Below are 25,391 nucleotides of genomic sequence, written 5' to 3' on the forward strand. Positions count from 1 at the left end.
CCGACGACGAAGGAGCTACCACCATGGATCGCCGCAACTTCTTGAAGATCGCCGCCATGACCGGGCTCGCCGTCGCCGCGCCGCTGGGGGTGCGCCGCGCCCTCGCCGACGCCGAGCCGTACGAGGGCCCCTACTTCGTGCTGATCAGCGCCTCGGGCGGCTGGGACCCGGTGTACCTGTGCGACCCGAAGGAGCAGGGCCCGCTGAACCGCCTGTACTCCGCCGCGGCCACGCAGGGCAACATCAGCTACGCGCCGATCGGCCTCGACCCGGTCGCGCTCGGCCTCGAGGAGGCCGAGGTCGCGTACCTGATGTCGAACACCGACTTCTTCACCAAGTACGCCAGCCGGCTGCTCGTGCTCAACGGCGTCGACATGGCGACCAACAACCACGACGCCGGCGCGCGGGCGACCTGGAGCGGTCGCCTGCCGGAGGGCTTCCCGTCGTTCGGCGCCCTGGTGGCGGCCGCACGGGCGCCCGAGAGCACGTTCGCGTACGTCAGCGCCGGCGGCTTCGACGCCACCGAGGGCCTGATCCCGCTGACGCGGATCAGCAGCGTCGACGCGGTCAAGAAGATCGCCAACCCCAACCTCGCCGACCCGAACGACCCCGAGACCGACAAGTTCCACTCGGACAAGACGATGGAGCGGATCCGCAAGGCCCAGACCGCGCGGCTCGAGGCGCAGATGGCCGCCGCTCGCCTGCCTCGCACCAAGGCGGCGATGAACGAGCTGTTCTTGTCGCGCGGCGGCGAGAAGCTGCTGAAGGGCCTCACGCTGCCGGCCGAGCCGGCCACGCTGCCCGGCTACCAGCTCGGCGACCTGCAGGGCTTCATGCAGCAGAGCCAGTTCGCCGTCGCCGCCTTCAAGGCCAAGATGGCCGTGGCTGCCAACCTCAACCTCGGCGGCTTCGACACCCACGGCAACCACGACCGCGACCACGTGCTGCAGCTGGCCAAGCTGCTCGCCGGCGTCGACTTCTTCATGCAGGAGGCCGAGGCGGCCGGCATCGCCGACAAGCTGACGGTGGTCATCGGCTCCGACTTCGCCCGCGGCCCCGGCTACAACGGCGACAACGAGTACGCCGGCAAGGACCACTGGCCGGTCACCAGCGTCATGATGATGGGCAAGGGCGTCCAGGGGAACCGCGTGGTCGGGGCCACCGACGCCGAGCAATACGGCGCCCTCGTCGACCCGTCGAGCCTGGCCGTCGGCAAGGGCAAAAAGCTCACGCCCGAGAGCATCCACCTCGCCCTGCGCAAGCTCGCCGGCATCGACACCGCCGAGGTCACCGCTCGCTTCCCGCTGGCCGGCGAGGACATGCCGAAGCTGCTGACCGGCTGAGCCCGTTCGCTGCAGCGTCCGTCGCCCTCGCGCCTGCACGGGCGCGGGCGTCCGCGTGTTCGCCGCGACCGACGGACCTGTCCCGAAGACCGCGTGAGTCGACGCGCAAGTCCGCCGCCTCGTACGTCGCCCGATCGGCATCCACCGATCGCTGTCACATGCCCCGAAGGACATGTGCGGCGACGCGCGCGGCCGAGCCCGCTGACCGCCGCGGCGCCGACGGACATGTCCTGAAGAACATGCGCGACGACGCGCGCGAGCAGGACCGCCGAGCCCGCCGTCGGCGCATCGACGGGGCCTTCGGGCGGCCGCAGCGCCGGTATTTTTGTACATGTCGCAAAGACCATGTGCGTGGGCGCGCGACGCAGCGGCCCCCGGGCTTGCGCGCACGTTCGCGCGCCGCCTCGCACCCTTATGCACAGTCGCTGTGGATCTCCGCGAACTCGCTTGGGGATCGTCGGCGCATCGAGGTCGCGGCTCGCGATCGGTCGATCTGTCCCGAAGACATTGCCGCCTCGAGCGAGGCGTGGTTAGTCTTGTTCACCCCCCGAATGCATGAACCCAAGCGAGATCGCGAACCCGACGCGCCGCGCGCCCCATGTAGCCGCCGCGCTTCGGTCGACCTCACCGGTCGCGTCTTAGGCGGCCGTTACAAGCTGCTCCGCCGTCTCGGTCACGGCGGCAGCGGCGCCACCATCTACGAGGCCGAACACCTCGAGCTGCGACGGCGCGTCGCCGTCAAGGTCCTCGACCCCGGCCTGTCCGACGCCGACACCGTCGCGCGTTTCACCCACGAGGCGCGCGCCGCCGCGGCGCTGCGCAGCGAACACATCATCGACATCATCGAGCTGGTCCGCGACGACAGCGAGCTGGTGTACATGGTGATGGAGTGCCTCGACGGCGAGGACCTCGCGGCCACGCTGGCGAACGACGGCCCGCTCGACTGGCGGCGCGTGCTGTCGATCGGCACCCAGGTGTGCCAGGCGCTGGTCGACGCCCACGCGCGCGGCGTGGTCCACTGCGACATCAAGCCCGGCAACTGCTTCCGGATCTCCCGCGGCGGCACCGACGATTTCATCAAGGTGCTCGACTTCGGCGTGTCGAGCTTCGGCGGCCGGGCTGGGCGCGAGGGCGAGGGACGCCGGCGCTCCGGCCCGGTCATCGGCACGCCCGGCTACATGCCGCAGGAGCAGCTGCGCGGCGGCCCGTACGACCACCGCGTCGACATCTTCGCCCTCGGCGTGCTGATGTTCCGCCTGCTCACCGACAAGATGCCGTACTCGGGCGGCAGCCTGTTCGTCCCGCGCCGCCCCGCCAGCGGCCCGATCGCCCTCCGCCAGGCCGCGCCGGCCGTGGAGATCCCCGACGCCTTCGAGGCGGTCATCCTCAAGTCCGTCGCCGCCGACCCCGCCGAGCGCTACCAGAGCGCGACCGAGATGCTCGCCGCGCTGCTCGCCGTCGCCGACGCCCCGACCGCGCCGCGGCTCGCCCGCGACCCCCTGGCCTGGGGCGAGCGGCCCTCCGCGGCCTGAGCCGCGCCGCTTCGCGCATTCGCAGGGCCTGTCCGACGGGACAGGCCCTTTTCGCCTTGGGGCCAGGCACGACGTGCTCCGTCGAACGTGACGCGCCCGAACTCTCCCCCGGCGATGATGCCTCGGAGCGAGCGGAATCGACGGACCGCCAATCGTCGGCCTGTCCCTCGGGACATGCAGCGAGTCGCCGCTCACGTCGAGCGCAACAGCTCGTCGTAGCCGCGGCCCTTGAACTGCAAGAGGCACACGCCGTGGCCCCACGGGTCGGCGAGCAGCGCCATGCGGCCCCACACGGCGTCGCGGATCGGCCCCTCGACCGTGGCTCCCTCGGCCTGCGCCCGCGCGACCGCCGGCTCGAGCGCCTCGACCACGACGTCGAGGTGGACCGGAGTCCAGTGACGCCCGTAGTCGCGCAGCGCCGGGCCGACCTCCGAGGCCGGGGTGCCGGCTGGCTTTCGCAGCAGGTACAAAGGGACACCCGCCCCGAGCAGCTCGACCGCCTCGCGGCCGAACCTGCGACCGGCCGTGAAGCCGAACGCGCGCACATAAAACGCCTCGGCCGCGGAGACGTCGGGGACATCGATGTTGACGAGCAGGTTGGGCATGCTGGACCTCGCCCGGAAACTACCGCAAATCACGCCCGCTTCCGCGACCGTCGCCTGCATCGCGCCCCGTCGCTCCGACCGAGCGACACCTCGCCGACACGGGTCGCGAGGATCGGGTCACTGCTCCTCGCCGACGAGAGCACCGAGTCGCCTCGCAGCATCACGCGGGCGGCGCCTCTCGAGCCTGGCCCTGTCCGCAGCGACGGGTCGAGCCGGCGAAGGGGTCGCTCGCACCGCCTCGACGACCGCAAGCGAGTCGCGCCTGCGCGAGGCACCATGCCGGCACCAGGAAGAGTGGCGCCAGGCTGAGCAGGCAAGGAGCCGTTCGTGCCGGTTCATGCGCGCAGGTGCGGTCGCGCCTGCGCGTAGCACCAGGCCAGCACCAGCAGCAGCGGCACCAGGCTGAGCGGGCCCGGCAGGCCGAGCATGCGGCCGAGGTTGGCGGGGCCGGCGTAGCCGGTGTCGGTCGCCCAGATCCGCGGCCACGCGTGGCCCCACAGCGGGTCGCCGAACTGCGGCGCCTCGGGGGCCGCGGCGGCCAGCAGCAGGGTGAACGCGCCCGAGATCAGCGCCAGGCCGACCACCGCCCGCGGGACCACGCGGATCGCCGGGGCCAGCGCCAGCGCCAGGAACGGCAGCATCGGCACGCAATGGCGCGGGCCGATCGCCGCGCCGCCGTCCCACATGTAATAGCCGGCGTTGAGCGCCAGGTAGAAGCCGACCACGCCCAGGCACACGCAGGCGATCTGTCTCACCGACCATGTCTCTTGAGACCTGCTCTCCGGGCCAGGCGGCCAGCCGCGCAGCTCGCACGCCAGGCCCCAGGGCGCCAACAGCAGCACCGGCGCGAGGTAGAACAGCCCGCGGTAGGCGCCGAACAGCAGCTCGAGCAGCACCGCCGGGTCGGGCGCGTGGATGCCGTAGTTGACGCGCATGCCCTCGGCGAACTCGGCCAGGTAGACGAAGTCGTAGCCGGTCTTGAGCGGGCCGCCGAATGCGACCGTGTGGTAGACCGCGAGGGCCACGGCCGCCGGGGCGCCGCCGAGCGCGGCCACGGCGGCGAAGCGGGGGCCGCGGCGCAGCAGGGCGAACAGCCACAGCAGCGCGACCGGCACGGCGGCCGGGTACTCGCACAGCACCGCCAGGCCGAGGCACATGCCTGTCCCGAAAGCCATGTACTTCTCGCCATGTCCCAGGAGGATGCCGGCGAACCCGAGCAGGAGCAGGTCGGCGCACAGCTGGTGGCCGTAGAACGCCGAGCCGTAGATCAGCGCCGGCGTCGCCAGCGCGTACGCGGCCGTCAGCAGCAGCGCGCCGGCGCGGTCGCCGAGGCGGCGCAGGGCCAGCAGGTAGAGCGCGACCGCCCCGAGCACCGCGAACACGCCGACCGAGCCGACGCGGCTGACGTAGAGCGCGGTGCGGTAAGCCTGGTTGTAGGCCAGGCGGTCGCCGGGGCGGCGGGCCGCGGGGTCGCGGTTGGGGTCGCGGGGGTCGAGCGGGACCAGGCGGACGTCGGGCGCCTCGGCGCCGACCAGGCGGCTCGCGCCGTAATAGAGCGCGTAGGCCGGCACCGCCAGCAGCGAGGCGCCCGGCGCCTTGTCGCTGTAGAAGTGGCCGTCGCGCCGGCTCTTGTCGCCGGTGGTCGCGTGGTAGTCGTCGATGATCGTCGTGCCCTGCTCGACCAGCGCGCGCGTCAGCGCCAGGCGCGAGTTCTGATTCCACGCCGGCGGGCCCGAGAAGTACGACGTCGCGGCCAGCACCGCCACCGCCAGCGGGAGCAGCACCGGCGCCTCCGCCTTCACCAGCGCGCGCAGGTCGGCGCCATGACGGCCCGCCTCGTCGCGTCCGCCGCCGCCATTTTGCGCCTCGCTGTCGCCTCCCGCGGGCCTCGCCGCCGCTGCGTCGCCGGCCGCTCGACGGCCCGCCTCGTCGCGTCCGCGATCTCGCGCCGACGCATCGCGCTCCGCGGGGTCGCGCGTCGCCGCGTCGCGCGCCTCCGCCCCGGCCTGCGCCGGCCGCGGGTCGCCGGTGCCTGGCCTTGCGGACATGTCTGTCAGGCCATGGCCTTGGCGCTGGCCTCGACCACCAGCGCCCCCAGCTCCTGCTGCGCGCGCTCGGCGGCGGCCGCCTCGGGGCACTGGGCCAGCCGCTGCAGCACCTGGTACGCGTTGGCGTAGCGGCGGGCCGGGTCGCGGTCGAGGTTCTTGCGCACGATCTCGGCCAGCTTGGTCGACAGCCCGGGCAGGCGGCGGCTCGGGTGGCCGGCGTCGAACTTGACGATCGCGTCCATCGTCTTGAGGTCGTCGTCGGCCTTGAAGCAGCGCTGGCCCTTCAGCATCTCCCACAGCATCACGGCCAGGCCGAAGATGTCCGAAGAGACAGTCGCCGCCGCGGTCCCGACCACCCGCTCGGGGGCCATGTAGGCCTTCGAGCCGGCCTGGGACATGTCGCTCTCGCGGGCCAGCCAGATGCTGGTCGCGGAGTTGTAGTCGGCCAGCATGACCTGGCCGGTGCGCGACAGCAGCACGTTGGCCGGGCAGATGTCGCGGTGGACCACATTGAGCTCGACCAGCTTGCCCTTGTCCTCGGCCTCGGCGGTGTGGACGTGGTGGAGCGCGTCGGCCAGCTGGCCCATGATGTAGACCGCGATCTCCTTGCTGAGGCCGCGCGGGCTGCCGACGTCGTGGCCGAGCAGCACGGCGAGGTCGCAGCCGTCGATCGCGTCGAGGACGAGATAGCGCACGCCGTTCTGCGCGCCCTCGGCGTGGGCGCTCGGGATCCCCGGGTGATTGAACGCCTGATACAGGCGGATCTCGTGCTCGAATTGGGCGGCCAGGATCGCGTGCTCGGGGCCCGAGCCCGACGGCAGCAGCTTGACGACGTAGGCCGGCGGCGCCGCCTCCGGGTCGTCCTCGTGGCGCGCGAGGAACAGGTGGAACACCGAGCTGCGCACCGCGAGCGGCCGGACCAGACGGAACTTGCCGAGACTCTGGAGCTCCATGGACGAGCTGAGTGTGCCGCCCGCAGATCCGCGTGTCCATCGCCGAGTGCGAGGCGCCGCCGGCCCGGACCTGCTACAAGAGCGGCCGATGTCATCGCCCCCGCGAACGCCGCTCGTGGTGCTGGGAGCCGGCCTGACCGGGCTCTCGGCGGCCTGGCACGCGCGCGGCCCGGTGCTGCTGGTCGAGCGCGAGGCTCGCGTCGGCGGCCACGCCCGCAGCCATCGCCGCGACGGCTTCACCTTCGACGTCACCGGGCACTGGCTGCACCTGCGCGACCCGTCGATAAAGGCGCTGGTCGAGGGCCTGTTTCAGCCCGGCGAGCTCGCCACCGTGGCGCGCCGCACCTGCATCCACAGCCACGGCGTGCAGCTGCCCTACCCGTTCCAGGCCAATTTGCACGGGCTCCCGCTCGAGGTGGTGCAGGAGTGCCTGGTCGGCTACGTGGCGGCGCGCGAGCAGGCGGCGAGGGGCGCGCCGGAGCCGCAGACCTTCGTCGGCTTCGCCGAGGCCCGCTTCGGCGCCGGGATCGCCAAGCACTTCTTCGTCCCGTACAACCGCAAGTTGTGGGGCGAGCACCTCGAGCGGCTGACCGCCGATTGGGTCTCGCGCTACATCCCGATCCCCGACACCGCGCAGGTGATCGGCGGGGCCATCGGCCTGTCGCAGGAGGGCCTCGGCTACAACGCCAGCTTCCTCGTCCCGACGGCCGGGGGCATCGACGCGGTGCCGGAGCGAATGCGCGCGGGGCTCGCCCGCCGGCCCGAGGTCGAGCTGCGGCTCGGCAGCGACATCGACGAGGTCGACGTCGTCGGCCGGCGGATCAAGCTCGGCGCCGAGGCCGACTGGCGCAGCTACGACGCCCTCGTCTCGACCATCCCCCTGCCCGAGCTGGTGCGCCGGATCGCCGCGGCCCCGGCGGAGATTCGCGACGCCGCCGGCGCCCTGCGCCACGTCCGCTGGCGCTACCTCGACATCGCCGTCGGCGCGCCCGCGCCGTGCGACTATCACTGGGTCTACGTGCCCGAGCCGCGCCTGCCCTTCTTCCGCGTCGGCGTCTACTCGAACGCCGCCCCGCGCATGGCCCCGGCCGGCTGCAGCGGGCTGTACGTCGAGCTGAACGAGCGGACAGGTCCGATCGACCTCGCCGGCGTCTACGCCGGCTTGGTCGAGGTCGGGGCGCTGCGCGCGGCCGAGGACGTCCGCTTCGTCGAGGTCCGCGTGGTCGAGCACGCCTACGTCGTGTTCGACGCCGCCTACGCCGCCGCCCGCGCCGCGGTCCTCGGCTGGCTCGAAGGACAGGGCATCCACAGCTGCGGCCGCTACGGCGGGTGGATCTACAACAGCATGGAGGATTGTCTGCTGGCCGGGCGCGCCGCCAGCGAGTGGGCGGCCGCGCGGCTAGCCGGACAGGAGCCGCGATGAGCGAGTCGACCGCGGGGCCCGAGGTCAGCGTCGTCATCCCCGTCTACAACGAGGAGGCGATCCTCCGCGACAGCGTGCAGGGGCTGGTCCGCGGCCTCGACGCCGAGGGCCTTCAGTTCGAGCTGTGGCTGGCCGAGAACGGCAGCCGCGACCGCACCCGCGAGATCGCGGCCGAGCTCGCCGCCCTCGACCCGCGGGTGAAATGGTTCTCGTGCCCCTCGCCGAACTACGGCGCCGCGCTGCGCATGGCGATCGAGCAGGCGGCCGGCGAGTTCGTGCTGTGCGAGGAGATCGACCTGTGCGACCTCGACTTCCACCGGCGCGCGCTGGCGCTGCTGCGCGCCGGCGCGGCCGACCTCGTGGTCGGCTCGAAGGCGATGCCGGGGGCGCACGATCGTCGGCCGCTCGGCCGGCGCGCGGCCACGCGGGCCTACAACGGCCTCTTGCGGGTCACGCTCGGCTACCGCGGCACCGACACGCACGGCCTCAAGGCGTTCCGGCGCGCGGCGCTCTTGCCGGTGGTCGCGCGCTGCATCGTCGGTCACGACGTGTTCGCCTCGGAGCTGGTGATCCGGGCCCAGCGCGACGGCGTGGCGATCACCGAGATCCCGGTCGAGCTGGAAGAGAAGCGCGCGCCGTCGATCCACCTGGCGCGGCGGGTGCCGCGGGTGCTGAAGAACCTGGCGCGCCTGATGGCCGCGATCCACCTCGGGCGCGGCGCGAAGGAGCGGTGATGACGACCGAGCTGCGCGGCACGATCCTCAGCGTCGACCTCGACGACCTCGCCTGCTACCACGCGATCCACGGCCTTGCGCCGCCGACGCCCGAGCAGGCCGACGTGGTGCTGGGGCGCTGCCTGCCGCGCTTCCTCCGGCTGTTCGGCGAGACCGGCGCGCGCGCCACCTTCTTCGTGGTCGGCCGCGACCTCGAGCGCGACATGAACGGCCCCGGCCACGGCGCCGCGCTGCTCACCCTGGCCGCGCAGTCGGGCCACGAGCTCGCCAACCACAGTTACAGCCACGCCTACGATCTGGTCGACTGGCCTTCCGGACAGGTTTATCGCGACCTGCGGCGCTGCGACGAGCTCCTGCGCAAGCTCGGCGTCGAGCCGCGGGGCTTCCGCGCGCCGGGTTACAGCCACGACGAGCTGCTGCTGCAGCAGGTCGGCGCGCTCGGCTACCGCTACGACAGCTCGCTGTTGCCGTCGCTGCCGTACTATGCGGCCAAGCTGGCGGCGATGGCGTGGATCCGCGTGCGCGGGCGGCGGTCGCAGTCGCGGGCGCGCGGGCTGAGGAGCTTCGTCGGGCCGACGCACCCGTACTACCGCTCGGACGTCGGCCTGTGGGAGGTGCCGATCAGCGTCAGCCCGCTGCTGCGCTTGCCGATGGTCGGGACCTTCGTGCTGCGCGGCGGCCCGCTCTACCGCGAGGCGCTGCGGCTGCCCTCGCTGCACCTCGAGCTGCACGCGCTCGACCTCGCCGACCCCGACAGCGACCCGATCGATCCCGCGCTGCGCAAGCGGCAGCCCGAGCTGCGGACCCCGCTCGAGCAGCGGCTCGCGCGCCTGCGCGAGCTGATCAAACGGCGGGGAGGGGCGACTTCGATCGCCGCCGCGTTCGGGTCCTAGAGTCCTCGCGGCGGACGGCCATGGTCGCCAGCGCGTCGGCCTCCTCGTTGCCCGACTGGCCGGCGTGGCCGCGGACCTTGAGCAGCTCGACGCCGGTGAACTCGGCCAGCTTGTCCTTGATCTGCTGGATGAGCTCGACGTTGGCCTTGGCCTTCCAGCCGCCGACCAGCACGCCGAGGCTCCAGCCGCTGTCGGTGTAGAGGAGGACGTGGGCGTCCCTGTCCTCGGGGCGCAGCATCTCGAGCGCGCGCAGGATGGCCGTCAGCTCGGCGACGTTGTTGGTGCCCTCGCCGATGAACTCGCTGTGTTCGATCGCCTCGTCGCCGCGCTCGATCAGCACGCCGATGCCGGCCGGGCCGGGGTTGCCGCTGCAGGCGCCGTCGGTGTGGATGATGATGGTCGCGTCGGTCGGCGGCCGGGTCGGCTCCTCGCGAACGACCTGAACCGTCGCGACGGGGGTTGGAGTCCCCGAGAAGGCGTCGTCGGAGAGGATCTCGGTATCGTCCGGGATCTCGAGGAGATTATCGGGTGTGGCGCGATACGATTTGCTCGCGCCCAGGCGGTAGCGCATCTCGATCCGGCCGCGATGAACGATGGGCTTGCCGGACGCGAGGACGCGGACGAACACCGTTTGATCCTTGAAAACGAAGCGTTTCCACGCCATGTGCGAGCTCCGACCAGGCCCCCGAGCGGCCGTTGGTTCCGCTGCAGCGTACGGCCGCGCTGCAGAATTGGGCAGATTGGATCACTATGTGCCGACAGGCGGAAAGACACATCCTCACCCGGCCTGTACCCGGGTTATTTTGGTTGATCGATTAAATTTCGTGGCGTATTAGTGCCCCGCTATGAAGCGGACGATCCTCACGACCCTCGCTGCCACTGCGCTCCTCGCTATTCCCGCCTGCAAGGGCGGAGCCAGCGCCTCCGGCGGCAAGCTCATCCCCGAGCAAGCCACCATCATGGCCGGCATCGACGTCGGCGGCTTGCTGAAGAGCAAGCTGTACGCCGACAACAAGGCCGTCGCCGAGTCGCAGGCCGGCTACAAGGAAGTTGTGGAAGCAGCGAAGGCCTGCAACCTCGACCCCGAGAAGGCGATCAACTCCGTCCTGATCGGGACCGACGCGAAGGACGGCGTCGCGGTCGTGGTGACGGGCGCGGGGATCGGCGACGAGAAGAACCTGACTTGCATCGCCGGCAAAGCGAAGGAGAAGAACAACGGCAAGTCGTTCACGATCGTCGACGAGGGCGGCAAGAAGACGATCAAGCTGGATGACGGCGAGGGCACCGGCTACATCGTCGACGCCGGCACCATCGTGATCGCCAGCAAGCCGTGGGCCGCCGCGGTCAAGGATCTGGTCGACGGCAAGGGCAAGGCCGCCGTCGATGGTCCGCACAAGGATCTGTTCACCCGCGCCGACCAGAGCCGCCACATCTGGTTCGCGGGCGTCGCCCCCGAGCAGCTCGCCGGCATGGCGAAGGCGCAGGGTCAGGTCGACGTGAAGGACTTCTCGGGCTCGATCGACCTGAGCGACGGCCTCGGCGTCAAGCTCGCCGCCGGCCTCGGCTCGGCCGAGCAGGCCTCGGGCCTCAAGAAGAAGGCCGACGAGGCGCTGCCGATGGCGAAGATGGGCCTGGCGATGGTCGGCCTGCCCGCCACGGTCGCCGACACCGTCAAGATCGACGCCAAGGACACCCTCCTCAGCTTCGAGATCTCGCTGAGCGCCAGCGACCTCAAGACCCTCCAGGAGAAGGCCGGCGGTCTCGGCGGCCTCGTCGGCGGCGGTGCCCCGTCCCCGGCCGAGCCGGCCATCCCCCCGCCCGCGGCTGACCCGGCCGCCGCCCCGCCGCCGGCTGCCCCGGCCGAGGGCGCCCCGCCGGCCGCGCCCGCGCACTGAGCCGCGCTGCCGCGCGCTTGCGCCGCGGCCGTGGATCCTCTAAAGAGTCCCGGCCCTCTCGACCCCGCGTCGAGAGGGCCGCTCCTTTTCGGGCCCGTCGCACACAGGTCAGGCCCGGGACAACCCCCTTCGTAGCTGCTCATGGCGGCGAACATCGAGGCGGATCGCAATGCCCAAGACCACACCCCTGCAACACGTCAAGAAGCTCTTCGGTTCCAAGGACCAGCTCGTCGCCCGCGTGGTCGAGCTCCTGCCCAGCTCCTTCGCCGGCGAGTCGGCCGAGGACTTCAAGAAGCGCCTGAAGTACGTCGCCAACAGCAAGCTCCTCCGCCTCGTCGAGGTCGGTGAGAAGGCCAAGAAGCTCGGCGGCGTCCAGGCCATCGTCGACAAGATCGCCGAGCTCAAGGGCCAGGCCAAGGACAAGGACTACAAGGCCGCGCTCGCCAAGTTCAGCGTGCCCAGCCTCGTCGACCTCCACCAGAGCCTCACCCGCAAGGCCAAGCAGGCCGAGAAGGCCCCGAAGGCCGAGGCCAAGAAGAGCGACAAGAAGAAGGCCTGAGCACCTGTCTGCAAGGACAGCCCAGAGGGGCCGCGGCGCACCGCCGCGGCCCTTCGTGCTTTCGGGCCCGCTACGCCGCGGCCCGCTGCTGCGGCCACGGGTCGGCCCACGCCGGCACGCGCTGCAGGCGATCGAGCCACCGCACGACGTTGCCGAAGTCCGCGAGCGGCATCTCCGACGCGCGCCAGTCGGTCGCCATCGACGCCAGATGAAAGTCCGCGATCGTCAGCCGCCCGCAGGCGACGAATTCTCGCCCCTCGAGGTGCCGGTCGAGCACCCGGGCGAAGCGGTGCAGGTTGTCGACCTTCGACTGCAGCGCCGCGCGGTCGGGCTCGCCGAACCCGAACGACGGCTTGATGATGTGCTCGAAGTAGAACGGCCCCACGGCCTCCGACCAGTGGCAGTCGTTCCAGCCGAGCCAGCGCAGCACCTCGACCTGCTCGGCCGGCGCGTGCGCGGGCCACATGTCGGAGCCCGCCTGGATGCACAGGTGGGCCATGATCGCCGACGACTCCCACAGCACGAACTCGCCGTCGACCAGGGTCGGCGCCTTCATGTTGGGGTTGAGCCTGGCGTACGTCGGCTGCTTGAGGCCGCCGCCGACCAGATCGATCTCGACGAACTCGGCCGCGATCCCGAGGTGCTTCGCCAGCGCCACGACCCGGCGCGGCGCCTGTGCCTTGAACCAGTAGATCTGCATGATCATCCTCCAGAGCGGCTCGTATCGTCCGCTCGCAAGGCAACGTAGCCCGCGACTAAATATGTTCAAGAACATATTCTCGAGCGTGCTACACGAGACGAGGGACCCCGCGATGCCCTACACCGCCGAGCACAAGGCCCGCACGCGCGAGCGCATCGTCATGGCCGCGCGCGAGCTGTTCAACCGCCACGGGTTCGAGCCGGTCTCGATCGACCAGATCATGGCCCGCGCCAAGCTGACCCGCGGCGGCTTCTATAATCACTTCCCCAGCAAGGCCGCGCTGTACGCCGAGGCCGTCGGCAGCTACGTCGACTGCAACCCGTTCGCGCTGCGGCTGGCGCAGTCGCGGCGCCCGCCGCCCGAGGCGCCGAAGCTGGCGCGCATGCTGATCGAGCGCTACCTCAGCGACGAGGTGCTCGAGGACACCGACCAGCACTGCCCGCTGTACGCGCTGCCGTCCGACGTCGTGCGCGCCGGCCCCGGGCCGCAGCGGGCCTACACGGCGGTGCTCCGCAGCATGGCGGCGGTGCTCCGCCGCGCGCTGCCCGACTGCTGCCCGGACGCCGACACCCGCGTCCAGCTGATCGTGACGCTGTGCGTCGGCAGCATGGTCCTCGCCCGCGCGACCGACGACCCGGCCCTGAGCAAGTCGGTCCGCGCCAACGCCCGCAAGCAGGCGCTCGCGCTGCTGGCGTCGTGACGCGGTGCATCGGCGACCTGTCCGTGAGGACAGGCGCCGCGCCGGCGACCTGTCCCCGAGGACAGTCGACCGTCACTTGTCGGCGATGACCGCGTGCGAGCCGATGTTGCCGAACGCGTCGCGGGCGCGCAGGACCACGCGGTGGCGACCGGGGGCGAGCGGCTCGGGGAGGGTCAGCTGAAAGCCCTCACGGCCGGTGTCGAACAGGCCGTCGCTGGGGCTGGCGGCGCGGAACGGGCCGCCGTCGACGCTGAAGGCGACGTCGTGGATCTGGCCGCCCTCGTCGCTGGCGGTGCCGGTGATCGAGAGGCCGCTGACCTTGACGCCGTCGATGGCCGGGCGCCTGTGGTCGACCACGAACGGGGCCGACACGACCTCGTCACGGGCGGCGCGGGCGATGCCGTTGCTCGGCTCGTCGCTGGCGATGATCTGGGCCTCGTAGACGCCGTCGGGCACGCTGTCGAGGTCCCACTTGTACTCTTTCTTCGTCACCGGCTCGGCGCCGCTGAGGGAGATCCACTCCTTGTCGCCGGTGCCCTCGGGGCGCACGCGGACCTCGTAGACCAGGTCGTCGTCGTCGCGCGCCTCGGCCTTCCACTTGATCGTCAGCTTGCCCTCGGGCTCGTCGTCGTCGCCGAGCTCGAACTCGGGCCGGGCGACGTCGACGCCCGCGACCAGCGGCGCCAGGTTCTCGGGCGCGTAGAACAGCTGCACGTCGCGCAGCTCGCCGCCGTCGGCCAGCGTCACCTCGAGCTCGACGAAGCGGCGGGTCGGCAGCGCCAGCGCGCCCGCCAGGGCGTCGCCCTCCTTCTTGAGCGTGACCGGCTTCCACTCGCTCCAGCGCTTGTCGGGCTCCTCGCTCGGGCCGCTGCGGGCGCGCAGCGTCACGCCCTTGCCGCGCAGGTAGACCGCGCCGAAGGTCGACGGCTGCTTGGCGTCGAGCACCTTCGTCCGGTACCTGGCCTTTTGGGCAGGCGCCGCCGCGAGCCGGTAGGCGCCGGCGCCGTCGCCGGTGGCGGCCAGCACCGCGCCGTCGCCGAGGCGGCACAGCGCGGTCGCCTGGCGCTCGTCGAGGTCGGCGACGGTGGCGACGTCGCGGCGGCCGCGGACGCGGTAGACCTTGCCCTGCTGCGACGCCGACACCAGCACCTCGGAGCCCTTGGCGCCGGCGAGCAGGCCGGTGAAGTACTGCTTGTCCTTGTGCAGCCACGACTCCCAGGTCGCCTCGGACGCGCGGGCCAGGTCGCGCTTGGCGCCCAGCGCGACGAAGAACAGGTCGGCCGACGACTGCGCCCCGCCGCCGCCCGACGTCGCGTCGAGGCTGCCCTCGGCCGGCTGGCCGACCAGGCTGGTGCGGTTGAGGTTCTTCGTCAGCGCCTGCACCGACGACAGGCCGCGGTCGGTGAAGTCGTTGACCGCCGCGACCAGGCCGCCGTCGACCAGCGCGAGCGCGCGGACCTCGTCGCCGGCGAAGTCGTGGACCAGCACGCCGTCGCTGGCCGGGCCGACCTGCAGCACCTTGGCCCCGGGCGAGGTGCCGACCACCACGTCCTTGCCGACCGGCAGCACCGCGAGGATGTCCTTCTCGTCGGAGTCGAGCACGACCTTCGGGTCCTTGCCGTTCAGGTCGAGCGAGAACAGCTCGCCCTTCGGACCTGTCCCGACGTACAGGCGCCCCTCGTGCGGCACGAGGGCCCAGATCTGCTCGACCTGCAGCTTGGCGAACTCGCTGACCTTGCCCTTGGCGTCGATGCGGTGGATCGTGCCGCCGGGCAACGTCGCCGCCAGCAGGTCGCCGCCGGGCAGCGTCGTCATCGCCGACACCACCGCGCCGGGCAGCTCGGCCAGCTTGCTCGCCGCCGGCTCGGCCGCGCCGGCCTTGCTCGGGGTGGTCAGCTTGATCCGCTGCACCCCCGAGCGGTCGGCCGTGCCGAGGTAGGCCGCGCCCTTGTCCTTCGGGTCGGCGACGCACGAGAACACGCTCGCCGCGCCCTTCACCTCGCCGCGCGCCGGCAGAAGGCCGACCGTGACCTTGCCCGAGCCCTCGATCGCCGCGCCCTCGGCCTCGCCGGCGTCGAAGTCGTCGAAGTCGCCGAGGTGGAAGCTGCGCGTGCCGCCGGCCCCGGCGCTCGCGGGCGCGAGGGCGAGCAGCGCCGCGAGCGGCACATATGTACGAAAGGACATGCGCGAACGGACAGTCATGGTCGAGGCTGGACGGTTCAATCGGGATCCGGCGCGGCGAACTTGCGCTTCGGCTTGACGCTGAGCTTGAGGGTGTGCTCGCCCTCGATCAGCGCCGGGCGCGGGATCACCCGCCGCGCCATCTGCTTGAAGCGGACCGCCGAGGTGGTGCTGCCGGTGTGCGCGAGGCTCTCGAGCACGCTGGCCGGCAGCTCGGGCAGAAGCCCGTGGCGGGTCGAGAGGCCCTCGGCCTCGCGGTAGATCGTGGCGACCAGGCTGCGCGCCGGGTAGGTGTCCTGCAGCGTGTCGATCAGGTCGTCGAGCGAGTCCGGCATCGGCCGCGGCGGGCGAGCGTTGTCGCCGCCGGTGACCTCGATCTGGATGTCCTGCTCGGCGGCGTCGTCGGGCACGCGCAGCGCCAGCGTCTCGGTGCGGACGGCGCCGCGGTAGTCGCGGAGGCGCAGCTCGAGGGTCACGAGGTCGCCGGCGTGGACGTCGGCGTCGGCGAGGCGGACCGACTCGAGGATCTCGACCGGGCTGTCGTAGCGCAGGGTCGCGGTCTGGCGGACGCCTCGCAGCTTGGCGACCTCGAAGTCGTTGTTGAGCAGCGCCGCCATGATCAGCGCCCCGCGGCCGCGGCCGAGCGCGCGCGCGTCGACGCCGGCCGGGAAGAACTCCTCGTGCTTGACGGTGACGGTGCGCGGACCCTTGCTCGTGGTGACGTCGATCTGGTGGACGATCTCGGCGACCACCTCGGTGCCGTCGGCCGCGCCCTCGCCGAGCGCGTCGACCAGCAGGCTGGCGGCCAGCGCCGGGGTGAGGTCGACGCCGAGCGCCACCTCGCTGTGGTAGACGCGCGGCGGCATGTCGGGCTCCGGCGCGCGCAGCTCGGTGGTCACCGGGATCATCGGCGCGCTGACGTCCGTGCGCAGCGAGATCGCCGCCTGGCGGTCCTGGATCATCGAGCCGCGCACGTGCAGCGCGCTCGACAGCTTCACCGAGCGCTCGACGCTGGGGATGATCACGTGGACGCGGGCGTCGGCGATCGGCAGGTTGCTCGGGCCGGCGCCGAGCATCTCGTGGCCGAACGCGAGCAGCTTCTCGCCCTGCTTGCCGCCGACCCACGTCACCGTGCCGTTGGGCGCGACCGCGTTGTCGCCGCGGATCAGCACCACCGACACCGAGTCGCCGCCCTGCCAGGTCTTGGCCGGCGCCGACTTGGCGTCGCCGACGGCCGTGCCGCCGCTGCCGCCGCGCGCCGGCACGAGGCCGAGGGTGTCGGCGAGGAAGCGGGTCGCCTCCGCCCCGAGGCCGCTCACCGACATCGGCGCGCCGATCGGCGCCAGGCCGCCCTGCGGCGTCAGGTCGTCGGGGCGGCGCCGCTGCGGCAGCGGCGTGGTGTCGAGGCCGAGCATCGCGTCGGCCCAGCCGGCCGCGCCGGCCCGGGCGATCCCGCGGACCTTGTTGTGCGGCAGCACGTCTGGCCGAAAGGGCAGGTCGCCGACGGCGAACATGTTGCTGATCGGGGTGATGCCGCCGATCGGGTCCTTGTTGAAGCGGTAGCCGTAGGCGAGCGCGCCGACCAGCTTGCCGTCGATGAAGATCGGGCTGCCGCTCATGCCGCCGACGATGCCGGAGTGGACCATCCGCGGGTCGGAGGAGCGGAACAGGATCGCGTCCTGGCGCGGCAGGTAGTCGCGGATGACGTCGATGACCTCGATCTCGAAGCGGTCGGTGCCGGTGCCGGAGAACACGGTGACCGCGTGGCCCTTCATGCCGGGGCGCACGTCCTCCACCGGCATGATGTCGGGCCGCGCGGCGGCGGCGGGGCGCAGCGCGAGCGCGCCGAGCAGCGCGAACCCGGCGGCACCGCGGCGAGCGAAGCGACGCACGTTCCGGGGCTCAGGACTTGGCATGGCGTTCGAGGGCTTGACGCATCGCGCCGACGAGGTCGTCGTGCGGCGAATAGTAGTACTTGTAGCGGCGGCGCGAGGCGTTGAGCAGTTCGCGGTCGAGCTCGCCCGCGGGGTCGAAGAACAGCACGCGCGGGACGTAGCGGCCGTCGGGGCCGTATTGCTGGCTCGACGGCTCGAGGTCCTGGTCGACGTTGATCATGACGAAGCGGTCGGACAGGGCCACCAGCGCCGGGTCGGAGAACGCGGGCCGCAGCGCCTTGCACTGCGAGCACCACGACGCGTGGACGACCAGCATGATCGGCCGGCCGAGGCTCGCGGCCTCGCGGAAGCCCTCCTCGAGCCCGCGCCAGGCGATGCCGTCGCCGAAGCCGTTGGACGGCGCGGTGGCGGTGCGCGCCGGCGTGGCCGGGACCGAAGTCGCGCCGGCCGTCGGCGTGGGGTCGCCGGCGGGCCGCTGTGGAACGGCGGTCGACGGGTCGCCGCCGCAGCCGGGGAGGAGGAGCGCGCCGCCTGCCGCGACGGCAGGTGCGAGGGCGAGCGCGAGGACCAGGCGGGTCGAGGTCACGGCTCGCAACCATACCACGCGCGATTTGCGAGATCCCGCGGCGAAGCGACAGCGGGGCCGCGTGCGTCGACGCGGCGGCGACAGAGCCCGCGTGCGCCCCCTCATGGGCGGTTGCCGGCGCCGCGCCGCCGTGCTGTCATGGCTCCACTCCAGGATGCCGCCATCGCTCAGCGACCTCCTCGAGGACAGCGACGAAAAGTTCGCGGCCGTGGCCGCCGACGGTCGCATCCTCGCCTGTAGCCGCGCGCTCCGCGAGGCGCTCGGCTGGTCTGAAGAACAGGTCGCAACGGCCAGCCTGGTGGCGGCCGCCGCGCCCGAGTACCGCGACAAGCTGCGCGGCCTTTTGGCCCGGGTGTTCGCCGGCGAGGCCGACGTCCGCGGCCACACGCAGATGCTGACGCAGCACGGTCACCGGCTCGAGCTGCACGTGCGCATGCACCGGGCCCGCGACGGGGAGAGCGCGTGGGTCTCGCTGCAGTGCGAGATGGCGCGCGTGCACGGGCAGATCGGCGGCATTTTGGCCAGCGCCACCTCGGTCGGGCTGATCGCGGTCGACATCACCGGCCGGATCGTCCGCTTCAACCGCGGGGCCGAGCGGATCTACGGCATCGCCGCCGAGGACGCGCTGGGCCGCCACTTCGACACCCTGCCGAGCGACCCCGACGAGGTGGCCGAGCGGATCCGCGAGCTGTCGCAGGAGTTCGGGCGCCCGGCCACAAAGCTCGACACGTACACGCTGCGCGCCCGCGAGTACGGCTCCGACGACCACTCGTCGACGATCCCCCGCGCCGACGGCACCCGCGCCTACGTCGAGGTCGTGACGTCGCCGCTGCGCGAGACCACCGGCGAGGTCATCGGCTACGTCGGCATCCTCCGCGACGTCACCGCCACGCGGCTGGCCCAGGCCGAGCACGAGCGGCTGGCCAACCGCCTGCGCGGCGCCCTGCTGGCGAGCACCGACTCGATCGTCGTCACCGAGCGGGTCGTCGGCGAAGACGGCCGGTTCGACCTCGTGATCGTCGAGGTCAACCCGGGCACGACCCGCCTGATGAACCGCCCGCGCGAGAAGCTGATCGGCATGCGCGTGTCGGAGTTCGCCGGCCCGCGGCGGATGGCGCCGTTCCTCGCCAAGTACGAGCGGGTGATCGCCACCGGCGAGGCGCTCGACGAGGACATCCGCGTCGACTCGGAGCTGCTCCCCGGGGTCGAGTGGCTGCGCCACCAGGCCGTGCGGATCGGCGACGGCGTCGCCATCACCACCCGCGACATCACCAAGCGCAAGCGCAGCGAGGTCCAGCTGCGCAACAGCGAGCAGCGCCTCAACATGGCCCTCGAGGCCGCGGGCGACGAGCTGTGGGACTGGGACCTGACCGCCGGCACCGTGTTCTTCACCCGCGGCCGCGACAACACCAGCCACACCTACTCCGAGGCCGAGCTGGCCCACGCGGTCCACCCCGACGACCGCGAGGCCTTCCACGAGGCTGTCCGAAAGCACATGTCCGGAGAGGCACCCACGTTCCACTGCGAGTACCGGGCGCGCACCGCCAAGGGCGGCCACCGGTGGGTGCTCGGGCGCGGGCGGGTGGTCGCGCGCGACGCCAGCGGGCGGCCGCTGCGGCTGATGGGCACGCAGACCGACATCAGCGCGCGCCGGCGGCAGGAGGACGCGCTGCGCCAGGCGGTGCGCGCGGCCGAGGCGGCGAGCCGGGCCAAGAGCGAGTTCCTCGCCCACGTGAGCCACGAGATCCGCACGCCGATGAACGGGATCCTCGGCATGGTCGAGCTGGCGCTGCTCGACGACCCGCCGCCGCCGGCGCGCGAGCGCCTGCGCGTGATCCAGGACTCGGCGCGCTCGCTGCTCGCCGTCATCAACGACCTGCTCGACGTCACCAAGATCGAGGCCGGCAAGCTGGCGCTCGCGCCGGTCCCGTTCGACCTGCACGCGACCATGCAGCGCACCGTCGACGCCCTGCGCCCGCGCGCCGAGGAGCAGGGCCTGCGGTTCGCCGCCGCGCTCGCGCCCGAGGTCCCGCGCTGGCTGGTCGGCGACCCCGACCGCCTGCGCCAGGTGCTGGTCAACCTGATCGGCAACGCGATCAAGTTCACCTCGCACGGCGAGGTCCAGGTCGAGGTCGGCGCGCAGGTGACCGGCGAGCGGGCCCGCCTGCGCTTCGCCGTGCGCGACACCGGCATCGGCATCGCCCCCGAGCGGCTGTCGGCGATCTTCGTCCCCTTCGAGCAGGGCGACGCCTCGACCACGCGCCGCTTCGGCGGCACCGGCCTCGGCCTGACGATCGCCGACCGCCTGGTGCGCCTGATGGGCGGCGCGATCGCGGTCGACAGCAAGGTCGGCGTCGGCAGCACGTTCTCGTTCGAGGTCGAGCTGCCGTGCGCGCGCGAGACCCCGCGGCCCGAGTCGCGCACGCCGCCGGCCAAGCTGTCGCCCGCGGGCCGGCGACTGCGCGTGCTGCTGGCCGAGGACCACCCGATCAATCAATTGGTCGCGGCCGAGATGCTGCGCGGCGCCGGCCACGAGGTCGCGGTCGTGCACGACGGCCACGCGGCGCTCGCCGCCGTCGAGTCGACCCGCTTCGACCTGGTGCTGATGGACGTGCAGATGCCCGGCATGGACGGCTGGGAGGCGGCGGCGGCGATCCGCAAGCACGCCGACCCGCGCGTGCGCGCCGTCCCGATCGTGGCGATGACCGCCCGCGCGACCGAGTCCGACCGCCTCCACAGCCTCGAGCGCGGCATGGACGGCTTCCTCACCAAGCCGGTCCAGATCGCCGACCTGCAGGCCGTGCTCGCCACCATCGGCCAGCGCCCCAACGGCGCCGTCGACGACTGGGACGCCGTCATCAAGCGCGTCGCCGGCTCGCGCACCACCCTGCTGCGCATGATCGAGATGGCCCGCGAAGAGGCGCCCAAGCTGGCCGAGGTGCTGCGCTCGTCGGCCCCGAACGACCCCGAGGTGATGCGCCAGGCCGCCCACCGCGCCGCCGGCACCGCGGCGATGTTCAGCGCCGGCGAGCTGCTCGCCCTCGCCCGCGAGCTCGAGGGCGTCGCCACCCAGGTCAGCGAGAGCGAGCGGATCGCCCGCGTCGAGCGCCTGATCGACGCCATGTACCGCCTCACCGACGACCTCGTCGCCCGCGGGCGCGAGCTGGCCGCCGAGACGAGCTCGTGAGAACGCCGGGACATGTCCAGGAGGGCATGTCCGAGCGAGCATGACTGAACCGGCATGTCCAAAGAGACATAGCGAGATCTCGGCAGCTCGACTCGCTCGCCTCCCGCGGCGCATTCGCCTCTGCTCCGGTCCGTCCGCCTGGGTCGCGCCGCTGTAGCACGGTCCCGGCGTTCTCGGCCTCCGCGTGCCCTTCGCGGCCCGAATGGCGCTCCGACGCCGGCGGGCCATCTCCGCTGCCGCCCCGGTGGTCGTCGGCTCCGCGCGGGCGGAGGTGGGCGGCCTCCCCGACGAGCATGTCTCTTGAGGCACCCGGGCGCTCCGACCCGATCGCCGCGACGTCCAGCCGGCGGGACGCCCGGCCAGCGGGCGGGACACCTCCGGGGCGCGGGCGCGCGTCGTCCTGCGGCTTCTCGCTGGCACGCGGCTTGAAGTCCCTTGGGACATGTCTCAAGGGAGCGGTGAGAACTGCGGCGACGACGACCCCGAGGCCGGCGCGCGGGCGCGGGCGATCGAGCGCCCGCGCGAGCGCATGTACGCGTTCGGGCCGGCGGTGCTGAGCAACGTCGAGCTGGTCGCGCTGCTGCTCGGCGGCGGGCGGGCCGAGCAGCGGGCGCTGGCGCTGCTGCAGCGGCTCGGCGGGCTGTCGGGGCTGATGCGCGGGCTGCCGCACCAGCTGGCCGAGTCGCCGGGCATCGGCGAGGCCTCGGCCACCGCTGTGTGCGCGGCGGTCGAGCTGGCGCGGCGGATCGGTCAGCTCCAACTGCCGGTCGAGGCGGCGGTGCGCGGCTCCGACGACGTGCGCCGGTTCGTCCATGCCCACCTGCGCGGCCGCTCGCAGGAGGTGTTCATGATCCTCGGCCTCGACAGCCGGCGGCGGATCCGCCTGATCAAGGAGGTCGGGCTCGGCAGCGTCGCCCACGTCCAGGTCCACCCGCGCGAGGTGTTCCGTCCGCTCACCCAGGCCGGCGCGCACTCGGTGATCCTCGTCCACAACCACCCCAGCGGCGAGCCGAACCCCAGCGAGAGCGACGTCGGCCTCACCCACCGCCTGGTCGAGTGCGGCTGGCTGATGGGCATCCCCGTCGTCGACCACCTGATCGTCACCGACGGCGGCTGCACCTCCATGCTGGCCCTCGGGCTCCTCCCCGAGGCCCCGCTGCCCCCGGAGGCCCCGCTGTGACCGCTGTGACGCGCGCGCGCGAATCGTGCTACGTCCTCGCGCCATGGACCTCGGTCTCCAGCACAAAGTCGCGATCGTCACCGGCGGCAGCGAGGGCATCGGGCGCGCCACCGCCCGCGCGCTCGCCCTCGCCGGCGCGCGCGTCGTCATCTGCGCCCGCCGGGCCGACGTGCTCGCCAAGGCGATGCACGACCTGTCCGCCGAGACAGGTACCGAAGTGCTCGCCATGCCGGTCGACGTGCGCGAGCCGGCCGACGTCATGCGCCTCGTCGACGGCGTCATCGCCCGCCTCGGCCGCATCGACGTCCTCGTCAACAACGCCGGCACCTCGGCCGCCGCCGCGTTCGAGTCGCTCACCGACGACGCCTGGCAGGACGACCTCGACCTCAAGCTGTTCGCCGCGCTGCGCCTCATCCGCCTCGCCATCCCGCACATGCGCAAGGTCGGCGGCGGCAGCATCGTCAACCTGCTCAACATCGGCGCCCGCCAGCCGGCCGCCGGCTCGATGCCCTCGACCGTCAGCCGCGCCGCCGGCCTCGCCCTCACCAAGGCGCTGTCGAAGGAGCTCGCGCCCGACCAGATCCGCGTCAACGCCGTGCTCATCGGCCTGGTCAAGAGCGCCCAGCACGACAAGAAGCGCAACCCCACCCTCGACCGCGACCGCTACTACGCCGACATGGCCCGCCAGCGTGGAGTGCCCCTCGGCCGCGTCGGCGAGGCCGAGGAGGCCGCCGACCTCATCGCGTTCCTGTCGTCGGCCCGCGCCGCCTTCATCACCGGCGCGGCGATCAATTTCGACGGCGGCGCCAGCGCCGTGCCTTGAGCCGCGGCGGTTCGGGCGCGAGCAGGCCGCCGCGCATGCATGGTCGCCCGTCTCGCCGCTCGCGGAGCCGTCGCGGGAGGTGGCGTGGGCCGGCGGGGCGCGCCGCGTCGTGGCGCTCGAGGTGGTGTCATGTCCCTCGGCACCTGTCCTCGGAGCCATCCTCGCAGGCCCGGCTCCGCCGCGAGGCCGTCGGCGGGGGTGCGGCCTGTCCTCCTGCACATGCCCTTCAGGACATGTCCTCGGAGGAGCTGTCGCGCGCCCGGCTCCGCCGCGGGGGCGCCGGCGTGAGCACGGCGAGGCGGGGGATCCCGGCGGCCGCGGCGGCGAAGAACTCCGGGTCGAGCTCCACCCCCACGCTCTCGTAGCCGACCGCGACCGCGGCCGCGATCGTCGAGCCGCCGCCCATGAACGGGTCGAGCACCACCCCGCGACCGAGCGGCAGCGCGGCGCGCACGAGCTGCCGCATCAGCGCCTGCGGCTTGAGCGAGGGGTGCGGCGAGAGGGCGCGCTCCTCGGGCCGGGTCGGGGCGGAGGCGATGACGTCGGCGAACGGCTGGTCGGCGGAGATCCGCCGCAACCCGCCGGTGCCCCACCGGCGCAGGTTGTCCTGGACCCGACCCTCGCACGGCTTGCGGAACAGCCCCCACGGCTCCCACGCGGAGCGCGGCATCACCGTGACGTCGGCGAACTCCTCGTGGGCGTTCTTCGGCCGGTCGCCGCCGCGCAAGGTCTGGACCAGGCGGATGATCTCCGCCCGCTTCTCGAACCCGGCGGCGAGGAACGGCCCGTACACCAGGTGCGACAGCAGCGGGTTGCCGGCGATGAACACGTGCGCGCCCGGGACCAGCACGCGCATCGCCTGGGCGGCGAAGTCGACAAAGAACCGCTCCAGGGCGTCGCGCTCGTCGCTCGACAGCACGGTGAAGCGCGGCAGGGGGCTGCGCGTGCTGCCGCCCAGGGCCGGGGGGATCCGCCACACCCCGCCGTGGCCGCTGCGCAGCTTGGCGGTCTCGCGCGCGGTGTACTCCTTGAGCCCGTACGGCGGGTCGGTGACGATCGCGTGGATCGACCGCTCCGGCCGCGCCGCCATCCACCGCAGACCGTCGCCCTGCACCAGCGTGTAGGTGGCCTCGCCGAGCCGGTGCGAGCTCGAGACGAACTTGTCCTGGTCGGCCGCGACCACGCGCGCGCGAGCGTACCACGCGCCCGCGCCGCGCCGTCGACCTCAGGCGAGCTCGGCCCGCAGGAACTCGCCGATCCGCCGGATCGCCCGCCGCGCCTCGGGCAACAGGCTCGGGAACACCTGGAACACGTGGATCATGTCGTCCCACACCTCGAGCTCGACCCGGCCCTGCCCGGCCCGCACGCGCTCGGCCAGGCGGGTCGCGTCGTCGTGCAGGACCTCGCGGGTGCCGACCTGGATCAGGATCGGCGGCAGCCCGCGCATGTCGGCGTGGATCGGCGAGATCAGCGGGTGCCGCGGGTCGCCGTCGGGGCCGACGTAATAGCGGGCGAACGCCGCCAGGTCGCCGCCGAGCATCGGGTCGAGGGCCGCCCGCGTGCGCACCGACTCCCCCGTGCCCGCGAGGTCGGCCCACGGCGACAGCATGAACGCGGCCGCCGGCAGCGTCACCCCGCTGTCGCGCAGGCGCACCAGGGTGGCGGCGGTCAGGCCGCCGCCGGCCGAGTCGCCGCCGACGGCGATCGACCTGGCCGAATAGCCCTGGTCCAAGAGCCATGCGTAGGCCGCCGCGGCGTCGTCGAGCGCGGCCGGGTACGGGTGCTCGGGGGCGAGGCGGTAGTCGAGCGCGAGCACGCGGACGCGGGCCTCACGGCTCAGCGCGGCCGTCAGGGCCCGGTGCGAGGCGGGCGAGCCGGCGACGTAGCCGCCGCCGTGCAGGTAGAGCAGCACCTTGTCGGCGCGGGCCCCGACGGCGTGGATCCACTCGCCCGGGACGCCGCCGGCGTGCGTGGGCTCGAGGTACACGCCGGGCGGCAGGCGGCCCTGCTTGACCCCGCGCTCGATGGTCTTGCGCACGCCCTTGTAGCTGTCCGGCCCGATCTCGCCGATCGGGTGGCGGCGGCGCCAGTAGCGGATCATCTGGTAGAGGAGGTGGCTCTGCAGGCTTGCCATGTGTCCCTCACGACATGTTC

At 72.7% G+C, this 25,391-nt stretch carries 21 protein-coding genes; 11 read left to right on the plus strand and 10 right to left on the minus strand.

Going from position 1 to position 25,391, the window contains the following annotated elements; genetic code table 11:
• Positions 1 to 23 precede the first annotated feature (23 nt).
• Complete coding sequence (locus NAEX_RS14125; protein WP_143140714.1) at positions 24 to 1,343, plus strand: DUF1501 domain-containing protein; 1,320 nt, start codon at positions 24 to 26, stop codon at positions 1,341 to 1,343.
• A gap of 239 nt (positions 1,344 to 1,582) precedes the next feature.
• Positions 1,583 to 2,875 (plus strand): serine/threonine-protein kinase, encoded by a 1,293-nt coding sequence (locus NAEX_RS14130; RefSeq protein ID WP_170135712.1) that lies wholly within the window; start codon positions 1,583 to 1,585, stop codon positions 2,873 to 2,875.
• Between the two features lie 191 nt (positions 2,876 to 3,066).
• Here the strand turns inward: NAEX_RS14130 and NAEX_RS14135 are convergent, their stop codons facing one another.
• From NAEX_RS14135 to NAEX_RS14145, 3 genes are all read right to left on the minus strand, one after another.
• Positions 3,067 to 3,480: a VOC family protein gene (locus NAEX_RS14135; protein ID WP_096328028.1), complete on the minus strand. Its 414-nt coding sequence runs from the start codon at positions 3,478 to 3,480 to the stop codon at positions 3,067 to 3,069.
• Positions 3,481 to 3,815: 335 nt separating this feature from the next.
• A complete protein-coding gene (locus tag NAEX_RS14140) occupies positions 3,816 to 5,264 on the minus strand; it encodes a hypothetical protein (protein ID WP_143140715.1) in 1,449 nt (482 codons plus the stop codon).
• Between the two features lie 269 nt (positions 5,265 to 5,533).
• Positions 5,534 to 6,481, minus strand: a complete 948-nt coding sequence (locus NAEX_RS14145; protein WP_096328030.1) for a serine/threonine protein kinase — start codon at positions 6,479 to 6,481, stop codon at positions 5,534 to 5,536.
• A gap of 88 nt (positions 6,482 to 6,569) precedes the next feature.
• Here NAEX_RS14145 and NAEX_RS14150 point away from each other — a divergent pair, with 88 nt between their 5' ends.
• The 3 genes from NAEX_RS14150 to NAEX_RS14160 are packed head-to-tail and all read left to right on the plus strand — an operon-like array spanning position 6,570 to position 9,531.
• Positions 6,570 to 7,904, plus strand: a complete 1,335-nt coding sequence (locus NAEX_RS14150; RefSeq protein WP_170135713.1) for a protoporphyrinogen/coproporphyrinogen oxidase — start codon at positions 6,570 to 6,572, stop codon at positions 7,902 to 7,904.
• Entirely contained in the window at positions 7,901 to 8,638 is a 738-nt protein-coding gene (locus NAEX_RS14155) for a glycosyltransferase family 2 protein (protein ID WP_096328032.1), read from the plus strand. Before NAEX_RS14150 ends, NAEX_RS14155 begins: the two co-directional genes overlap by 4 nt.
• On the plus strand, positions 8,638 to 9,531 hold the full coding sequence (locus NAEX_RS14160; RefSeq protein WP_096328033.1) for a polysaccharide deacetylase family protein: 894 nt from the start codon (positions 8,638 to 8,640) through the stop codon (positions 9,529 to 9,531). The genes NAEX_RS14155 and NAEX_RS14160 overlap by 1 nt, the downstream gene beginning before the upstream one ends.
• On the opposite strand, the gene NAEX_RS14165 is transcribed toward NAEX_RS14160, so the two are convergent.
• Positions 9,482 to 10,195: a ribonuclease HI gene (locus NAEX_RS14165; RefSeq protein WP_211302409.1), complete on the minus strand. Its 714-nt coding sequence runs from the start codon at positions 10,193 to 10,195 to the stop codon at positions 9,482 to 9,484. The two genes, NAEX_RS14160 and NAEX_RS14165, sit on opposite strands and share 50 nt — an antisense overlap.
• A 181-nt stretch (positions 10,196 to 10,376) precedes the next feature.
• Between NAEX_RS14165 and NAEX_RS50140 the strand changes: the two genes are divergently transcribed.
• Positions 10,377 to 11,426 (plus strand): hypothetical protein, encoded by a 1,050-nt coding sequence (locus tag NAEX_RS50140; protein ID WP_170135714.1) that lies wholly within the window; start codon positions 10,377 to 10,379, stop codon positions 11,424 to 11,426.
• Between the two features lie 169 nt (positions 11,427 to 11,595).
• The gene (locus tag NAEX_RS14175; RefSeq protein ID WP_096328034.1) at positions 11,596 to 11,985 is read left to right on the plus strand and encodes a hypothetical protein; all 390 of its coding nucleotides are present in this window, start codon (positions 11,596 to 11,598) and stop codon (positions 11,983 to 11,985) included.
• A gap of 70 nt (positions 11,986 to 12,055) precedes the next feature.
• On the opposite strand, the gene NAEX_RS14180 is transcribed toward NAEX_RS14175, so the two are convergent.
• Positions 12,056 to 12,685, minus strand: coding sequence for a glutathione S-transferase family protein (locus NAEX_RS14180; RefSeq protein WP_096328035.1), 630 nt, complete (start codon positions 12,683 to 12,685; stop codon positions 12,056 to 12,058).
• Positions 12,686 to 12,797: 112 nt separating this feature from the next.
• Between NAEX_RS14180 and NAEX_RS14185 the strand changes: the two genes are divergently transcribed.
• Entirely contained in the window at positions 12,798 to 13,385 is a 588-nt protein-coding gene (locus NAEX_RS14185) for a TetR/AcrR family transcriptional regulator (protein ID WP_170135715.1), read from the plus strand.
• 72 nt (positions 13,386 to 13,457) lie between these two features.
• On the opposite strand, the gene NAEX_RS14190 is transcribed toward NAEX_RS14185, so the two are convergent.
• Genes NAEX_RS14190 through NAEX_RS14200 form a run of 3 tightly spaced genes read right to left on the minus strand, consistent with a single transcriptional unit; the run spans position 13,458 to position 18,047 of the window.
• Positions 13,458 to 15,569: a hypothetical protein gene (locus NAEX_RS14190; protein ID WP_143140716.1), complete on the minus strand. Its 2,112-nt coding sequence runs from the start codon at positions 15,567 to 15,569 to the stop codon at positions 13,458 to 13,460.
• Between the two features lie 35 nt (positions 15,570 to 15,604).
• Positions 15,605 to 17,458, minus strand: a complete 1,854-nt coding sequence (locus tag NAEX_RS14195; RefSeq protein ID WP_170135716.1) for a SpoIVB peptidase S55 domain-containing protein — start codon at positions 17,456 to 17,458, stop codon at positions 15,605 to 15,607.
• 10 nt (positions 17,459 to 17,468) lie between these two features.
• Positions 17,469 to 18,047, minus strand: coding sequence for a thioredoxin family protein (locus NAEX_RS14200; protein ID WP_170135717.1), 579 nt, complete (start codon positions 18,045 to 18,047; stop codon positions 17,469 to 17,471).
• Between the two features lie 154 nt (positions 18,048 to 18,201).
• Here NAEX_RS14200 and NAEX_RS14205 point away from each other — a divergent pair, with 154 nt between their 5' ends.
• The 3 genes from NAEX_RS14205 to NAEX_RS14215 all read left to right on the plus strand — a co-directional run bounded on the left by NAEX_RS14205 (position 18,202) and on the right by NAEX_RS14215 (position 23,237).
• Entirely contained in the window at positions 18,202 to 21,234 is a 3,033-nt protein-coding gene (locus tag NAEX_RS14205; RefSeq protein ID WP_170135718.1) for a PAS domain S-box protein, read from the plus strand.
• Positions 21,235 to 21,676: 442 nt separating this feature from the next.
• Positions 21,677 to 22,414, plus strand: a complete 738-nt coding sequence (gene radC / locus NAEX_RS14210; protein WP_096328040.1) for a RadC family protein — start codon at positions 21,677 to 21,679, stop codon at positions 22,412 to 22,414.
• A 43-nt stretch (positions 22,415 to 22,457) separates the two neighbouring features.
• Positions 22,458 to 23,237, plus strand: coding sequence for an SDR family oxidoreductase (locus NAEX_RS14215; protein WP_096328041.1), 780 nt, complete (start codon positions 22,458 to 22,460; stop codon positions 23,235 to 23,237).
• Between the two features lie 226 nt (positions 23,238 to 23,463).
• Here the strand turns inward: NAEX_RS14215 and NAEX_RS14220 are convergent, their stop codons facing one another.
• Positions 23,464 to 24,420: a DNA-methyltransferase gene (locus NAEX_RS14220; protein WP_211302410.1), complete on the minus strand. Its 957-nt coding sequence runs from the start codon at positions 24,418 to 24,420 to the stop codon at positions 23,464 to 23,466.
• A gap of 42 nt (positions 24,421 to 24,462) precedes the next feature.
• Positions 24,463 to 25,371, minus strand: a complete 909-nt coding sequence (locus NAEX_RS14225) for an alpha/beta hydrolase (RefSeq protein WP_096328042.1) — start codon at positions 25,369 to 25,371, stop codon at positions 24,463 to 24,465.
• Positions 25,372 to 25,391: the final 20 nt, after the last annotated feature.

Origin of the sequence: Nannocystis exedens (assembly GCF_002343915.1) — a bacterium.
GTDB classification, from domain to species: Bacteria; Myxococcota_A; Polyangia; order Nannocystales; family Nannocystaceae; genus Nannocystis; species Nannocystis exedens.

Excerpts from the sequence above, each read along its gene's own strand:
- NAEX_RS14130 (WP_170135712.1), top strand. The coding sequence starts at position 1,583 with ATGCGCGACGACGCGCGCGAGCAGGACCGCCGAGCCCGCCGTCGGCGC.
- NAEX_RS14135 (WP_096328028.1), bottom strand. The coding sequence starts at position 3,480 with ATGCCCAACCTGCTCGTCAACATCGATGTCCCCGACGTCTCCGCGGCC.
- NAEX_RS14145 (WP_096328030.1), bottom strand. The coding sequence starts at position 6,481 with ATGGAGCTCCAGAGTCTCGGCAAGTTCCGTCTGGTCCGGCCGCTCGCG.
- NAEX_RS14125 (WP_143140714.1), top strand. The coding sequence starts at position 24 with ATGGATCGCCGCAACTTCTTGAAGATCGCCGCCATGACCGGGCTCGCC.
- NAEX_RS14185 (WP_170135715.1), top strand. The coding sequence starts at position 12,798 with ATGCCCTACACCGCCGAGCACAAGGCCCGCACGCGCGAGCGCATCGTC.
- NAEX_RS14175 (WP_096328034.1), top strand. The coding sequence starts at position 11,596 with ATGCCCAAGACCACACCCCTGCAACACGTCAAGAAGCTCTTCGGTTCC.
- NAEX_RS14180 (WP_096328035.1), bottom strand. The coding sequence starts at position 12,685 with ATGCAGATCTACTGGTTCAAGGCACAGGCGCCGCGCCGGGTCGTGGCG.
- NAEX_RS14155 (WP_096328032.1), top strand. The coding sequence starts at position 7,901 with ATGAGCGAGTCGACCGCGGGGCCCGAGGTCAGCGTCGTCATCCCCGTC.
- NAEX_RS14150 (WP_170135713.1), top strand. The coding sequence starts at position 6,570 with ATGTCATCGCCCCCGCGAACGCCGCTCGTGGTGCTGGGAGCCGGCCTG.
- radC (WP_096328040.1), top strand. The coding sequence starts at position 21,677 with ATGTCTCAAGGGAGCGGTGAGAACTGCGGCGACGACGACCCCGAGGCC.
- NAEX_RS14205 (WP_170135718.1), top strand. The coding sequence starts at position 18,202 with ATGCCGCCATCGCTCAGCGACCTCCTCGAGGACAGCGACGAAAAGTTC.
- NAEX_RS50140 (WP_170135714.1), top strand. The coding sequence starts at position 10,377 with ATGAAGCGGACGATCCTCACGACCCTCGCTGCCACTGCGCTCCTCGCT.
- NAEX_RS14225 (WP_096328042.1), bottom strand. The coding sequence starts at position 25,371 with ATGGCAAGCCTGCAGAGCCACCTCCTCTACCAGATGATCCGCTACTGG.
- NAEX_RS14160 (WP_096328033.1), top strand. The coding sequence starts at position 8,638 with ATGACGACCGAGCTGCGCGGCACGATCCTCAGCGTCGACCTCGACGAC.
- NAEX_RS14165 (WP_211302409.1), bottom strand. The coding sequence starts at position 10,195 with ATGGCGTGGAAACGCTTCGTTTTCAAGGATCAAACGGTGTTCGTCCGC.
- NAEX_RS14215 (WP_096328041.1), top strand. The coding sequence starts at position 22,458 with ATGGACCTCGGTCTCCAGCACAAAGTCGCGATCGTCACCGGCGGCAGC.
- NAEX_RS14190 (WP_143140716.1), bottom strand. The coding sequence starts at position 15,569 with ATGTCCTTTCGTACATATGTGCCGCTCGCGGCGCTGCTCGCCCTCGCG.